This is a genomic window from Chryseobacterium glaciei (genome assembly GCF_001648155.1).
Lineage (GTDB): Bacteria > Bacteroidota > Bacteroidia > Flavobacteriales > Weeksellaceae > Chryseobacterium > Chryseobacterium glaciei.
Window position 1 is genome coordinate 1743424 of record NZ_CP015199.1, and the last position, 14212, is coordinate 1757635.

The following is a 14212-nucleotide window of genomic DNA, read 5'->3' on the forward strand; positions in this document are numbered from 1 at the left end:
ATGAAAATTTCCGTAATTACTCCCGTTTATAATGCCGAAAAATATATCACACAGGCTGTAGAATCAGCTCTTCAGTTTGAAGAGGTTTGTGAGGTCATTTTAATTGAAGATAAATCTCCAGACAACGCTCTACAGGTTTGCATAGAGCTAGCTGAAAAACATGATCGAGTGAAGCTTTATCAACACCCTGACAAAGGAAATCACGGAGCCGGAGCAACAAGAAACCTTGGATTGGAAAAAGCAACAGGCGATATTATAGCATTTTTGGATGCGGATGATTATTTCCTACCCAACAGGTTTGATGCTGAGAAAGAGCTTTTCAAGAACCCTAATGTAGAAGGAGTTTATGGTGCAATTGGAGTTCATTATTATTCTGAAAAGGCAAAAGAACAATATTATAATCTTTTTGAAGATCGATTAACTACAGTCTATAAAAAGCATCATCCAAAAGATGTATTTCCGGGGCAGATGCATATGAGAGGCGCTTTCGGGCTTTTTAGTCTGGATGCTCTTACCATCCGAAGAGAATCGTTAAATAAGATGAGTCCTTTCTTTAAAACGCATTTAAGACTTCATCAGGACACCGAATTTTTATTCAGGTTATCTTACTATCTTGATTTGTATCCCGGTATTTTAGATAAAGCTGTCGCTGTAAGAGGCGTACATGAAGACAATAGGATTACTAAAGTAGATTCAGGAAAGATAAATCCTGCAACGACAAGGGTTTTACTCTGGAGAGAAGTGAACAAATGGTCTGAAAATGAAGATACTATTCCTGAGGAGATCAAAACTCATATTAAGAGAATGCACCGTAGCTTTGAGATCGCTATTGCCCCAACTTTCAAAAAATGGGGAATGATCGCCAAATATCTGGTAACTGATTATCCGAGCATCCGTTCAGGATTATTTAATATCAATTTTAGAAAAGATTTATTTTAATTTTTTTTAACCGGTGTATTAAGAAGAATAGAATCCGCGATTTGAGCTGTAAATACTTTTCCGGATTCTTTATACATATGATTTCCGTCTGTGTAGATATAGTTATCAGGTTTGGATGACAAATCAAAAAATTTCACTCCATTTTGTTGAGCTATATTTTTTACTTTCTTATTGAATTCAGGATCATATTTATCTTCCAACTCCATCATACCTTTGAATGCAGGAATTCTTACAATATAAACCGTTCCTTTCTCTTTAAGATATTTAATCATATCTTGAAAAGCATTGATTCTAAATTGTGAAATCTTCTGATTTTTTATCATCTCAGTATAGCCTTCAATTTTTTTAGCTTCTCTTACTCTAACACTATCTGGATGTATATTTACATTGACTTCCATCCACCCATTTTTATGCAAAAATGTTACTGATTTTGCGACTTCCTCCCTTTCCTTATAAATATTGAACCAACTCCTTGAATAATGTTTTAAAAGGTATTCATAGTTCGGGGTAATATCATAAAGATGCATATCAGCCATAGGAGAACTTCTATCCGGATCTTCTTTCGAGTTTATTAAGTTTTTATCTAATGACAAACACCAGGGATCAACCGTTAAAATGAAAATTCCATCTTTAGTATCTGGGTTAATTCTTTTCTTTACAGCCTCAAGATATACTTGCCCGTAAGGAGAATCACCAATATTCAGCGCAAAATTATTAAACTTTCTCCCTTTAAATTTTCCATCCAAAACATAGGGAATAACAGCCTGCCCCCCTCGGGAATCTCCCAAAATCATATCGGAAGGGTTGGGCCCTGTATAATGTCTGTAATTATCATCAGTATTACCGTCTGCATAAGTTCCTAAGAACAGCATAACGCCAATAACTCCAATAATATAAAATGATATTTTAAATAAAAACTTTTTCATTAGAACTGTTCATAGATGAAACTTCCGTTACCAAACACACCGTAATACATAATCAGAAAAATAAGAAAAACATAAAAACTCCTTCTTACCATTGGTTTAAATCTGCTGATTTCCAAGCCGTGTTCCTGCTCTTTATTAATCCAGTCAATTAATATGATAACTCCGATTAACCCTAAAATTTTAATTTTAATAAACTGCGGAATTGAGAAAAGTGAAAGACTGAAAATTCTTCCATACATCCCAAAAGCATCTCTTAAACTAGGAGCCACAAACAGAATCAAAGCAAAACAAACCAAAATCATTGTATAAACGATATTCCCAAATTCTTTAAATGTAGGAATTGTATTAGATAATTTTTTCTTTTTATTAATCTGATTATTAACAACTAACGGAACATAATACAGCCCTTGCAAAGCTCCGTAAACAATGAAAGTCCAATTTGCTCCGTGCCAAAAACCTACGATTACAAAATTCAGAAAAACGGCAAGCATTAATCCCTTTTTATCATAATCTCTGAACTGTATTACCAAAGGTGTGAAGACATATTCTGTTAGCCAAGAAGTCAATGAAATATGCCATTTTCGCCAATAATCTGCAATATTCTGAGCAAAAAGAGGAAAGGCAAAGTTCTTAGTTGTTTTAAAACCTAAAAGTTTTGCGATACCAATGGCCATATCCGAATATCCTGAAAAATCAGCATACATCTGGAATAGAAAAAGCACAGCTCCAAAAGCAATCGTACTCCCCGAAAGATGTTCGTAGTTTTGGAATATATTCTCAGTAATAGGTGAAATACTATTAGAAACAACCAATTTTTTGAATGCTCCCAAAAGAATCTGCCTTGCAGCATCAGAACCATTTTCTATTGTAAAAACTCTTTCTTTTTTCAACTGTGGAAGTAATAATCCACCTTTGTCGATAGGACCGGAAGTCATACTCGGGAAAAAAGAAATGTAGTTGAAAAAAATTAATGCATCTGTTTCAGCTTTTAACTTATTATTCTTAATATCAAGAATATAACTTATCATCCTGAAAGTATAAAAACTAATTCCCAGCGGTAAAATTATTTTTAAAGTCAGATCATTTTTAATTCCAAACAGATCTGCAAATGACTCAATAAAAAAATTGAAATATTTAAAATAAAATAATGTTCCTACGGAAAAAAGTAGTCCTAAATTTACCCAAAGCTTTTTTCGTTTCAGATCTTCAGCTTCAGAAATTTTCAGACCTAAATAATAACATATTGCTGAGCTTGCCACCAAAAGTATAAGAAACCTCCAGTCCCAGCTTGCATAAAACACATAGCTGGCCAATAACAAAAAGATATTCTGAGCTTTAAGATTTTTTCTTAAAACCCACCAGTATATGGCAAAAACAACCGGAAAAAAAAGGATAAATACTAACGATGTAAACTGCATTATCAGTTGCTATTTAAAAGTTCTACAATTCCATAAGAAAGCATTAAAAAAGCTACCTTTCTGTTATTGAAAAGTATTGCTTCTTTGGGTGGAGAAATTAGCATTCCTCCCTTTTCGGTAAGATCTTCTATTGTTTTATCAATATCATCCACTTCATAGCAGATATGATAGTATGAAATTCTTTTTTTCAAAAGATTTTCTACCGGCTTCCCCGAAACAAGCTCGATATTCAAACCATCTTCTACGGTAATCATGCATAATTCTGCCTGCTGATTCGCATCAAAAACAATAGGAGTTTCTTCTATAATTTTGTGAAGTTGCCTTATGCTTTGGAGTTCTGCCTGTATATCCTTACAGGCAACTCCCACGTGATGAAATTTCATTACAATTTTGAAGCAATAGAACTTGCCATTTCACCTACAGTGTTCCAGCTTTGAATTTCTGAAGAAGTAAAACGTACTTTAAAAGCCTTTTCTACTGCCACAATAAGTTGAATATGAGAAAGCGAATCCCATTCTTCCACGTCATTTGCTGTAGTTTCTTCTGTTAAGGTAATGTCTTCGTTATCCAATTCTTCACGGAAAATTTCTGATAATTTTGATAAAATTTCTTCTTTATTCATAATATTTAATTATTTTTTATTTTTAAAAAAGAGGCATACATGGTTGCAATCTTTCTTTTTTCTGCTTTTTCTAAGTCTACGTCTTCGCTTACAAAATACCTTTCATCTACAATCTCCAGTCCAGCTTCATTAATTAAATCTCTGATTTCCTGAACATTGTTAAACAGATAAATATGGTCTATTGATGGTGCATTGGTAGGAGTTGTAATAAAAATAGTTCCATCCGGCTTTATTAAGCTTTTTATTTTCGTTAATAATGCCAAAGGATCTTCTACATGCTCCAGAACCTCTCCCATTGTTATGAAGTCTTTCTTTTCATCCTCATCGGTATAATCAAATACATTTTTAAGATGATAAATAACTTTATCACTTTTGATTAAGCTTTTTGTAAGCTCAAGTGAGGTTTCGCTAATATCAAGAGCCTCAAAAGTACAATCGTCACCAATTTTTTCCATCGCTGCCTCAAAATATAAGCCATGTCCCGCTCCTATTTCAAGATAAGATTGTACAGGCAAATATTTTTGAATTTCATTTTTAAAATACTGATAGACATCATAATGATGCTTCCAAAGAAACTGAGAAAGCAATAATCCGTGCATATGAGAAACCATTACTTCAGGATTATTATACATTGCTTTGTTTACTGCATCAAATGAAGTATTTCTGTATTTTCCTGTTCTTATAAAATCCAGCATTTCTTCATTAAAATCCCCAATCATTTTAAGATAGTAGTTGATTGAGTCATCAAATGTAAGACTGTTGTTTTCAAGAATATCTTTATATTTATCTATGAAAACATTATAGTCATTAATATAATGTTCTTCTTCCCTTAAATAAGAAAAATTCTTTTGCAACTTTTTACCATGAATGGCATTCTTAGTTGCAATGCTTTCAATTAAGTGTTCAATTTCCATATTTTATTTGGTGTTTATAAAAACTTCTTTTGGCTCATAGCTATCAATATTCAATACCCATTCTCCATCATTTTCTTCAAACCCTAACCTTTGGTAATGATCTTTTACCATTTGGTTTTTAGCTGTTGGTAGATATTCTCCCACAATATATTTAAAACCATTCTTTTTGGCAGTTTCTACTATGGTATTTAATGTGAAATCTTCCATTCCTCTCTTTAAAACTCTGCAGCTCATCAGCCAAGATTCAATGAAAAGAGTTTCCGGATCTTTCTTTTCTAAAACAATCACACAGATTAATCCGTTGTCACCATATTTATCTTCCAAAGTAAAAGAAATGGTGTGATGCTTATCCGAGGTCATAAGATCCTCAACTTCCTGCTCCGTATATCTTACTGTCCTTAAATTGAACTGGTTGGAACGCTGTGTCAACTGAGAAACCCTAGGCTTAGAAAAATTATTGAAAGCCTGAACATCTGAAACCATGTTCATACTTTTAAGAAAATCTTCTACATTTGTAAAATTGTCAAGAGCAATTGCTCTCTGTGCTTCAACCTGATATTGTTTGGTTCTTTCGGCATCGTTTTCGGAAAAACTGGCTGTCTCGAAAAGATTTAAACCATATAAATATTCTAAATATTCTGCTGGATCTTCCGGCAATTCCGGAACGCAAACATCAGGAAGATTTTCTCTTACAATATTTCTTTCAAAAGGATTGTCATCCAGGAAAACCATAGAATCGAACCCAATATTTAATATACTCTGAATTTTTCTAATATTGTCTGCTTTATTATCCCAATTGGCTACAAAAACGGCAATATCATCCATTTTAAGAACCATATCGGGGTGTTTTTCGAAAGGTTCTTTAGCTTTATCTTCATCATTTTTACTGCAAACAGCTATAATAATTCCTCTTTTCTGTAAAGCTTTAACCCATTGTTGAAGCTCTGTAAATGCTTTCCCAATTCCTAAACTTCCGATCTGAATTTTTTCAAGACCGTCATCTCCAATAATTCCGCCCCATGTTGTATTATCAAGATCAAGAATCAAACATTTTTTGAATTTACCTTCTACAGAAGATATAATACTCGTCATATGATGCGCAACAATAGGTAAAACATCTAACGACAACACCATTTCTGTATTCACATAAATATTTGGAGAAAACATAAAGTTCCTTCCCCATTTATTTTGAATAGAAAGTAGATCTGCAATAAAAAAGTTATTCTTTTTTACCGCTAATTCTGAAAATAAATAATTAAGTTTATTTTGTTGAAAAACAAAAGACGACTCTACCTTATTGGCAAAATTTCCGAAAATTTGATTGTCGATACCCGCAAAATTGCAATAAATAACTTTACTTTTTGTTCTATTTTGAATCGTTTCGTACAATTCTTCTATATAATTGATCTTATTCTGAGCAAAATTAAGCTGAGAATCATATGATTTATAATATTGACTTAATAATTTATGTGAAGATTCAAAAATGATCGTATAATCGGCATTGAATTCATAATATTCTGAAGTAGGATCTAGGATCTGACGAGAAATTTGTCCAAAATCGGCTTCAAAAATATTCAAATCAAAACCTTCATCAATAGCAGTTCCCTTCAAAGCTATATTTAAAAATTGAGTTGCAGTATCTCCCAACAAAGCAACTTTTATTTTTTTAAGCCCTTCCGGTTTTTTACTTACATTCTTCTTTAATTGTGTAAACGTTTTCATCATAGGTTTCATTTGGGATTTGCAAAATACAATTAATATAATGTATTTACAACCTTCTGTTTATGCTTTAATTAAATGTAATATTCACTATTTCTTATCTAAAATTTTCCCCAAAAGCGGAGCCGCTTTTTCAGATAGAATCTTTGATCCTTTACTGTTAAGATGTCCTGTATCCCATCTGTTTTCATACTGATAAAATTCAGGATAGACATAGGGATCTACAAGACTTACAACAGGAATAGTTAATGCATTTTGGTATACTTCAAGTTTTTTTGCATCAGGCTCTGCCGGTCCGGGAATTAACATAATTAACTGAATATTTCTTTTTTTACATCTTTCTGCAAGTTCATTTATTTTATTAACCAAAGCGGTATTCGGTTGATATTTATTATGATCCGCATGATAGCGCTCAAGCCTATCTTTAATAATGCCTTTGAGCTTATTTTCTTCCGTTCTTGGTACAACACTAAATTCTAAAGGAGAGAAGCCCTGATTTTTACTCACAAAATTATTATCTGCTTTCTCAACATCTCTTTCATCAAAATATTTATTAAAATGAAAAACATTTAAAACAAAAGATATCAACGATAAACCTATTTGCTTATAATCCTTATTCTCTTTATGATATTGTACTGCAAAAGCTGTATTTTCATAATTAAAAGCTCCGAAACTTCTTTCTGTTTTAATATTGGTTTTGGTAACCTTTATTTTATCCTGTAATTCAACGATGATATATTTAGGCTTGAAATTCTTATTATTTAAAATAAAATCTAACGTCTGAAAATTTTCCAGATCAAAACCTGCATTGGCTCCTAAATTATAAGATTTTACTCCTTTTATATTCTGATCAATAATTTTACAGTCTATCTGATCATTTATTTTAGAACTTCCGATGAAATACATATTGTATTCAGGATGTTTTTCAAGAAACTCCAGTTTTGCATTTAAAAACGCATATGAATAATTCGAATTTGGGCTCAGAGCAAGTTTTATCAAGCCGATAATAAACATTACGACTATAAATAAAACTAATCTTGAAAGAAATTTTTTCATTTTAAAACTGAAAATAAATAAATTCATTACTGCCGAAATTGGCGAAATTCAATATTAAGAATGCTACTATAATATAAATAACACTCTGTACCCACGGCTTTCGGTCCTGAATTTTCAGTCCGTAATCATGTGTTCTATTCCACCACTCTATCACAAGCATAAAGATAATAAGCCCGGACAAAACCAATCTAAACTCCGTTGGAAATGAAAAGAGGCTTTTATTAAAAATCCCTTTAATAAATCCAATAGCATCGGAAACACTTTCTGAACGGAAGAAGATCCACGCAAAACAGGTAAGCGTAAAAGTCATTAAAATACTGAAAACCTCCCTGAAAGATGGAATAATTTTCCCCATTGCCACGACTTCAAGATTGTGTCTGTTTTTTTCGGCTATTAATAAAGGAAGGAAAAATAAAGCATTCAACCCACCCCAAATAATAAAAGTCCAGTTGGCTCCATGCCAGAAACCACTGACCAGAAAAATAATAAATGTATTCCTGATTTTCATCCACAATCCGCCTTTACTTCCGCCTAAAGGAATATAAAGATAGTCTCTGAACCACGAAGAAAGCGAAATATGCCATCTTCTCCAGAACTCGGCAATGTCTCTTGAAAAATAGGGAAATGAAAAGTTTTTAAGTAATTCCAAACCAAATAATCTCGAGGTTCCTAATGCAATATCAGAATATCCTGAAAAATCTCCATAAATCTGAAAAGCGAAAAGTACAGCTCCTAAAACTAAGTTACTGGCACTTTCGGTATGATAATTATTAAATATCTCGTTAACGATCGGCGCGCAGTTATCTGCAATCACCATTTTCTTGAAAAATCCCCACAGGATCTGAGCCATTCCATCTTTTGCTTTTTCGTAATCAAAAGATCTTTTTCTCTGAATTTGAGGAAGAAGGTGTGTTGCTCTTTCAATAGGTCCGGCCACCAATAAAGGAAAATAGCTTACAAATACAGCGTAATCTACATAGTTTCTTTCTGCCGGAATTCGTTTTTTGTAAACATCTATCACATAAGACAAACCGTGGAAGGTATAGAAAGAGATACCAACCGGTAAAATAACTTTCAAGACCCACATGTTTACACCAAATCCAAATGAACTTAGCAATTCAGCAAAATTTTCTATGAAGAAATTATAGTATTTAAAAAATCCCAGAAAACCAAGATTAATAGCAATACTTAATGTCAACCAGAAAGTTGCCATTTTTTTTGTTTTGCTGTTTTCAATTTGAATTCCTGAAAAATAATCCAGTCCGATAGAAAATATCAGAAGAAACAGAAATCGCCAATCCCAGCAGCCGTAAAAATAAAAGCTGGCCGCCAGCAAAAGCATATTCTGGTATTTATAATTTTTATTGAATACACGCCAGTATAAAATAAAAACTATAGGTAGAAAAATTAGAAAGGCAATAGAGTTAAAAAGCATAGAGTTTTTTTTAACGTAAATAAAAGTTACTTAATAAAAATCCCTACATATTTTCCTTCGAATTCTACAACTTTAGTATCTATGTTATTTTTTTCGCAGAAATCCTGATAAGCAGAATTGTCACCAATATCATCACTTATAAATACACCTCCTTTTCTAAGACGCTTATACATCTCGTCATAAGCCCACATTCTACCATTATAGCTTTTGTCTGAGTCATAATGCAGAACATCAAAAGAAGTAGTTTCTGCAAAGATCTTCGGTAAAGATTCTTTATCTGCAAAACGGAATAATTTCCAGTTCTTTTTAAGATTTTCGGGAACAACGCATCCAACGTACTGATCTCCGTCCTGTGCCAGATAAGGCATATCAGAACTATACAATGCTCCATTCCTTTTTTCAAGTGATAATAATGCAGCTAATGAAGACCAGCCATATGCAACACCTGTTTCGATAACATGTTGTGCTTTTGTAAATTCACATGCAAAATAGATCAATTCCAGTGCGCCTGCACCCCCCATTTTAATAGGACAATCTTTTTCTTTTTGTTCAGAATCCTTTAAAATGTACTGGAAGACTGTTTTGAAAGTACTCATCTCATATCCAAAAAGTTGGGAAATTACTTCCTGTTGAGAGATGGATTTAGACGCAGCCCATAAATTAGTTTTGTCTTTCCCTTTGAAGGCATTACCCCTGTTTACTGTATTTTTAACGATTTTTCTTCCTAATTCGGGATAAAGATCGGGCCTTTTAAGATAAGCCAGAAATGTTTTGAGAACTCTTAGTATTTCATTCACTGTGTTAAAGTTTAAGCAACAAAAATAAAGATTTTTCTGTAATTTTTAATTTTTATCTTTGTGAAAAATTTATTAATTATAAAACACGTACCTCTCGGATGAAGTTTTCTATATTAATTGCCAATTATAACAATGGAAAGTTCTTCAAGAAATGCTATGACTCGATTATCGCACAAACATATGATAATTGGGAAGTTATTATTCTTGATGATGCTTCTACAGACGATTCTTTAGAAATTATAAAAAAAATAATCGGTGATGATAACCGCTTCAAAATATATCAAAATGAAGAAAACAGCGGCGTTGGCATCACAAAAAGTAAGCTAATTGAACTGGCCAACGGCGATATCTGCGGATTTGTAGATCCTGATGATGCTGTTGTTCATAATGCACTGCTTTCGAGCATCAACATTTTCAAAAAAGATAAAGAGGTCGTTCTCACCTATTCAAAATATATGAAATGTGATGAGAACCTTGAGATGATAGAAGTTCCTAAATTAGCAAAACAAGTTCCGAATAATGATCCGTATTTTTTTAATTGCCCTGTGCGAATCGTTCATTTTGTAAATTTCAGAAAGGACATTTATAATCAGACCGAGAAAATGAATACCGTAATGAAAATTGCCGAGGATCAGGATCTGTATTTAAAAATGTACGAAAAAGGAAAAGTTCAGTTTATTGATGAAGCAAACTACTTTTACAGAACACATTCCGGAGGAATTTCTCAAAATGACAACAGGCCTGCCTCCCGCGAATATTTTGCTAAAGTGATTTTTAATGCAATGAAACGCAGAAACCTGAAAACGATAAACGGTAAACCTATTCCAAAAGAATATACAACTTCTACCGAAATTTATAGTTTATTAGAATATCAAAATTCTATTACATACAGAATAAAAGGAAAACTAAGAATATTCTTACAACAAGTCTTTAGTTAAATGATGATGAGTAAAAAAATAAAAGTCCTTTTCAGGCACCGTTCCATGGAAATGGGAGGGGTTGAAAAGGTAATTCTAAGCATGCTTAACAATCTTGACAACAACAAGTTCGAGATGACCATATGCTTAAACATGAATCAGGGTGAATTAAGGAATGAGTTCCCAAAAAACATTAGGAAAGTATACCTCACAGAAGGAAAAGAAAATTTTTCTAATAATTCAGTGATTCAAAAAATCCAGCTTGCAAAGAGAAGATTAAAACTGAAACAGGCAGAAAAAAGCCCGAAAATAGCAGATACTATTTTAAACGAACAGTATGATGTAGAAATTGCTCCTACTTATGCTGCATTTTCATCAGTTTTAAATTCAAGTAATAAAAATTCAAAAAAAATTGGATGGTTTCATTCTGATGTTACCGTTCCGAAAATGAAACCTTTGTTACCAGATATTTTAAAACAAATCCCTCAGTTTGATTATTTTATTTTCGGTTCTCAACAGACAAGAGATATTTTTGTTGAAACTTATCCTGATATAAAATTACCGGAAAATCAGGTTATTCTGAATGCAATTCCTATTGAAGAATTAAAGCAGAAAGCAAAAGCATACCACCCGGAATTACCCAATATTCCCGTTTTTGTATCTGTCGCCAGATTACACACCAGAAAAGGCTTTCATAAGTTGGCTGAAGCTCATGCAAAATTATTAAAAGACGGATTTAATCATCACATTATTGTAATCGGAGACGGTGAAGAAATGGATAACTTAAAAAAGCAAACTGAAAATCTGGGCGTCACCAACAGTTTTCAACTATTAGGCTCCATGATGAACCCTTATCCTTACGTAAAAAATGCCGATTTCTACATTCTACCCTCAGAATCAGAAGGATGGCCATTAATTATTGCTGACACTCTGATTCTTCAAAAACCCATCATTGCAACCAATGTAGGTGGAATCCCTGAGATGATCGATCATGAAAAAACAGGATACCTCATCGACTATGAAGTAGATGAAATGTATGAATCGATGAAAAAATTCTTAACAGAACCCGAACTTGTTTCCAACATTAAAAAGAATCTTGAAACGATTGAAGAAAAGTTTGATAATCAAAAAATATTTGATGCCGTAGAAAATATAATCTTAAAACTGACACAAAAATGATGTTATTGTACAGAATCATATTAAAATTCCGTTCCCTGTATGAAGATATGATCAAGAATGTTGTTATAAAAGTAGCAATTAATAAGGGATTAAAAGTAGGTGATAATTTATACGTCCAAGGTATTCCCAATTTCGGTTCAGAGCCCTTTCTTATTGAGATGGGAGACAATGTAACCATCGCTGAAGGTGTATCTTTTATCAATCATGGCGGAGACGGACGCGTTACAAAAAGAATTGAAAAATATAAAGACGGAAGAACATTTGGTAGAATAAAAATCGGTAATAATACCTTTATTGGTAAAGGAGCCGTTTTGTTGCCCGGAGTTTCCATTGGTAGCAATTGTATCGTTGGTTCTCTCAGCGTTGTAAGCAGTTCTGTTCCCGATAATAGTATTTATGCCGGCGCTCCTGCTAAATTTATTTGTACGATCGAACAATATGGTGATAAGTTACTAGCAAACAACACCGTATACCCTCTTGAACTAGAAGCAAACCGTCCAAAACTGGAAGAATACCTCATCAAAAACCTCCCTCACACCTACAAACCCGTAAGAAAATAAATGTTGAAAAAAAAGAAAATCCTCATTCGTATAGGCTCTCTCCGTCATGGCGGAGCAGAAAAAGTCTTGGTTACTTTTTTAAAAAATATTTCTCCGGATAAGTATGAAGTAGATTTATTAATTAATTTATATTCAGGAATTTATATTAAAGAAGTTCCATCTTGGGTTAATGTATTTTACTTGCTGAAAGGAGAAATGATTACAACCAACAGACCTCAGGATATACCCGTAAAAGCATATCGGGTTCTTTACCAAAAGATGTTTCTGTGGTTTCCTTCTCTACTTTATAAATTTGTTTTAAAAAATAAACAATATGATGTTGAGTTGGCCGCTATTCACGGATATTACAGAGAAATATTATCAAGTCCACAGAAGGATTCAAAAAAAATAATCTGGGTTCAGAATGATATTTTCAATTTAAAAGAATATACTTCCGATGTTATAAGACAGTTCTTTAAATTTGATAAAATATTAGTCATTTCCAACAAATTGGAGGAAGAAATGCACAAATTGGCTCAAAATGAAGCCGAAAAACAATCCGTAATAAAAATATTTAACCCAATCGATAAGGAAGATACGCTGAAAAAGGCAAATACTGCTATCGATGACTACCCTTTTGACAATAATATCCCTACTTTTGTAAGCGTAGGAACTGTTTACCCCCAAAAAGGCTACGACAGACTCTTGCAGGTTCATAAAAGATTGCTTGATGAAGGTTTTAACCATCAGCTTGTGATTATTGGCGACGGATATGATTTAAATAATATTCAAACCTTACTTGAGCAATTAGGATTGCAGAAAACGGCAAAAATGTTAGGTTTTAAAAGCAATCCATATCCTTATTTGAAAAAGGCAGATTTTTATATCATGTCTTCACGTCATGAAGGTTTTCCTACCATCATTGCAGAGGCGCTTATTCTTAATAAACCTATTTCTGCAACAGATATTTCGGGAATTAAAGATCTTTTGCAAGACGGAAAATTAGGAACAATAACGCCAAATTCTGAAGATGGAATTTATGATGGAATGAAAAAATTCCTTACCGATAAAGACCTTGCCGAAGAATACAAAAAACAAATAAATGATACAGATCTACCTTTCGTTTTGGAAAAATCTGTACAAAAACTTCAAGAAATAATTGATGAAGTATAAATATTAAACTATGCCGAATTATTCCATCATACAAAAAGATTTTTACCGCGAAAGTGGAAAATGGCTTTCAACATTTGAGATTTTAACGAAATGCATCAACCCCAATCTGCACTTTATTTATATCTTAAGAAAAGCCCAAAAACATAAAGAAAAAGCTGTCATGGGAATTTTCTGGAGAATAGTTTTAAGACATTATCAAATAAAGTACGGTTATCAGATCTATCCTGAAACCGAAATTGGGGAAGGATTTTATATCGGACATTGGGGAAGTCTGGTGATCAATCCTAAAGCTAAAATCGGAAAGAACTGCAACATCGCACAAGGCGTAACCATCGGACAGCAAAACCGTGGAAGATTCGTAGGTTTCCCTACCATTGAAGATGAAGTCTGGATCGGTACAAACGCTGTAATTGTAGGCGGAGTAACCGTTGGAAGGAATGTTTTGATCGCTCCAAATGCGTATGTTAATTTTGATGTTCCTGCAGATTCCGTAGTCGTTGGAAACCCAGGGAAAATTTACTCAACTAGAAAATCTACAGTAGGTTACATCAATAATAAAGTATAAGTAATTCTATAGA

15 protein-coding genes are annotated in these 14212 nt (G+C 33.0%); 6 read left to right on the forward strand and 9 right to left on the reverse strand.

Going from position 1 to position 14212, the window contains the following annotated elements; all coding sequences use genetic code 11:
• Window positions 1-939: a glycosyltransferase family 2 protein gene (locus tag A0O34_RS07755; protein ID WP_066753397.1), complete on the forward strand. Its 939-nt coding sequence runs from the start codon at window positions 1-3 to the stop codon at window positions 937-939.
• Here A0O34_RS07755 and A0O34_RS07760 read toward each other — a convergent pair.
• The 9 genes from A0O34_RS07760 to A0O34_RS07800 all read right to left on the reverse strand — a co-directional run bounded on the left by A0O34_RS07760 (window position 936) and on the right by A0O34_RS07800 (window position 9826).
• Window positions 936-1865, reverse strand: coding sequence for a hypothetical protein (locus tag A0O34_RS07760; protein ID WP_157885977.1), 930 nt, complete (start codon window positions 1863-1865; stop codon window positions 936-938). The two genes, A0O34_RS07755 and A0O34_RS07760, sit on opposite strands and share 4 nt — an antisense overlap.
• Entirely contained in the window at window positions 1865-3283 is a 1419-nt protein-coding gene (locus A0O34_RS07765; protein ID WP_066753400.1) for an MBOAT family O-acyltransferase, read from the reverse strand. Before A0O34_RS07765 ends, A0O34_RS07760 begins: the two co-directional genes overlap by 1 nt.
• A 2-nt stretch (window positions 3284-3285) precedes the next feature.
• Window positions 3286-3666, reverse strand: coding sequence for a VOC family protein (locus A0O34_RS07770; RefSeq protein ID WP_066753404.1), 381 nt, complete (start codon window positions 3664-3666; stop codon window positions 3286-3288).
• Window positions 3666-3905 (reverse strand): acyl carrier protein, encoded by a 240-nt coding sequence (locus A0O34_RS07775; protein WP_066753407.1) that lies wholly within the window; start codon window positions 3903-3905, stop codon window positions 3666-3668. Before A0O34_RS07775 ends, A0O34_RS07770 begins: the two co-directional genes overlap by 1 nt.
• Before the next feature lie 5 nt (window positions 3906-3910).
• Window positions 3911-4819 carry a class I SAM-dependent methyltransferase gene (locus A0O34_RS07780; protein ID WP_066753410.1) on the reverse strand — a complete coding sequence of 303 codons (909 nt, stop codon included), beginning with the start codon at window positions 4817-4819 and terminating at the stop codon, window positions 3911-3913.
• Window positions 4820-4822: 3 nt separating this feature from the next.
• A complete protein-coding gene (locus tag A0O34_RS07785; RefSeq protein ID WP_228394365.1) occupies window positions 4823-6544 on the reverse strand; it encodes an HAD-IIIC family phosphatase in 1722 nt (573 codons plus the stop codon).
• Window positions 6545-6628: 84 nt separating this feature from the next.
• Window positions 6629-7594 carry a hypothetical protein gene (locus A0O34_RS07790; protein WP_157885978.1) on the reverse strand — a complete coding sequence of 322 codons (966 nt, stop codon included), beginning with the start codon at window positions 7592-7594 and terminating at the stop codon, window positions 6629-6631.
• Between the two features lies 1 nt (window position 7595).
• A complete protein-coding gene (locus A0O34_RS07795) occupies window positions 7596-9029 on the reverse strand; it encodes an MBOAT family O-acyltransferase (RefSeq protein ID WP_066753416.1) in 1434 nt (477 codons plus the stop codon).
• A 26-nt stretch (window positions 9030-9055) separates the two neighbouring features.
• Window positions 9056-9826: a class I SAM-dependent methyltransferase gene (locus A0O34_RS07800; protein ID WP_066753418.1), complete on the reverse strand. Its 771-nt coding sequence runs from the start codon at window positions 9824-9826 to the stop codon at window positions 9056-9058.
• A gap of 98 nt (window positions 9827-9924) precedes the next feature.
• Here A0O34_RS07800 and A0O34_RS07805 point away from each other — a divergent pair, with 98 nt between their 5' ends.
• Genes A0O34_RS07805 through A0O34_RS07825 form a run of 5 tightly spaced genes read left to right on the forward strand, consistent with a single transcriptional unit; the run spans window position 9925 to window position 14199 of the window.
• Window positions 9925-10764 (forward strand): glycosyltransferase family 2 protein, encoded by an 840-nt coding sequence (locus A0O34_RS07805; protein ID WP_066753421.1) that lies wholly within the window; start codon window positions 9925-9927, stop codon window positions 10762-10764.
• A gap of 6 nt (window positions 10765-10770) precedes the next feature.
• Window positions 10771-11922 (forward strand): glycosyltransferase, encoded by a 1152-nt coding sequence (locus tag A0O34_RS07810; protein ID WP_228394366.1) that lies wholly within the window; start codon window positions 10771-10773, stop codon window positions 11920-11922.
• Complete coding sequence (locus A0O34_RS07815) at window positions 11919-12482, forward strand: DapH/DapD/GlmU-related protein (protein ID WP_066753427.1); 564 nt, start codon at window positions 11919-11921, stop codon at window positions 12480-12482. The genes A0O34_RS07810 and A0O34_RS07815 overlap by 4 nt, the downstream gene beginning before the upstream one ends.
• Window positions 12483-13634, forward strand: a complete 1152-nt coding sequence (locus A0O34_RS07820; RefSeq protein ID WP_066753430.1) for a glycosyltransferase — start codon at window positions 12483-12485, stop codon at window positions 13632-13634. It abuts the gene before it with no gap.
• 10 nt (window positions 13635-13644) lie between these two features.
• On the forward strand, window positions 13645-14199 hold the full coding sequence (locus A0O34_RS07825; RefSeq protein WP_066753433.1) for a serine O-acetyltransferase: 555 nt from the start codon (window positions 13645-13647) through the stop codon (window positions 14197-14199).
• The last annotated feature ends 13 nt before the right edge of the window (window positions 14200-14212 follow it).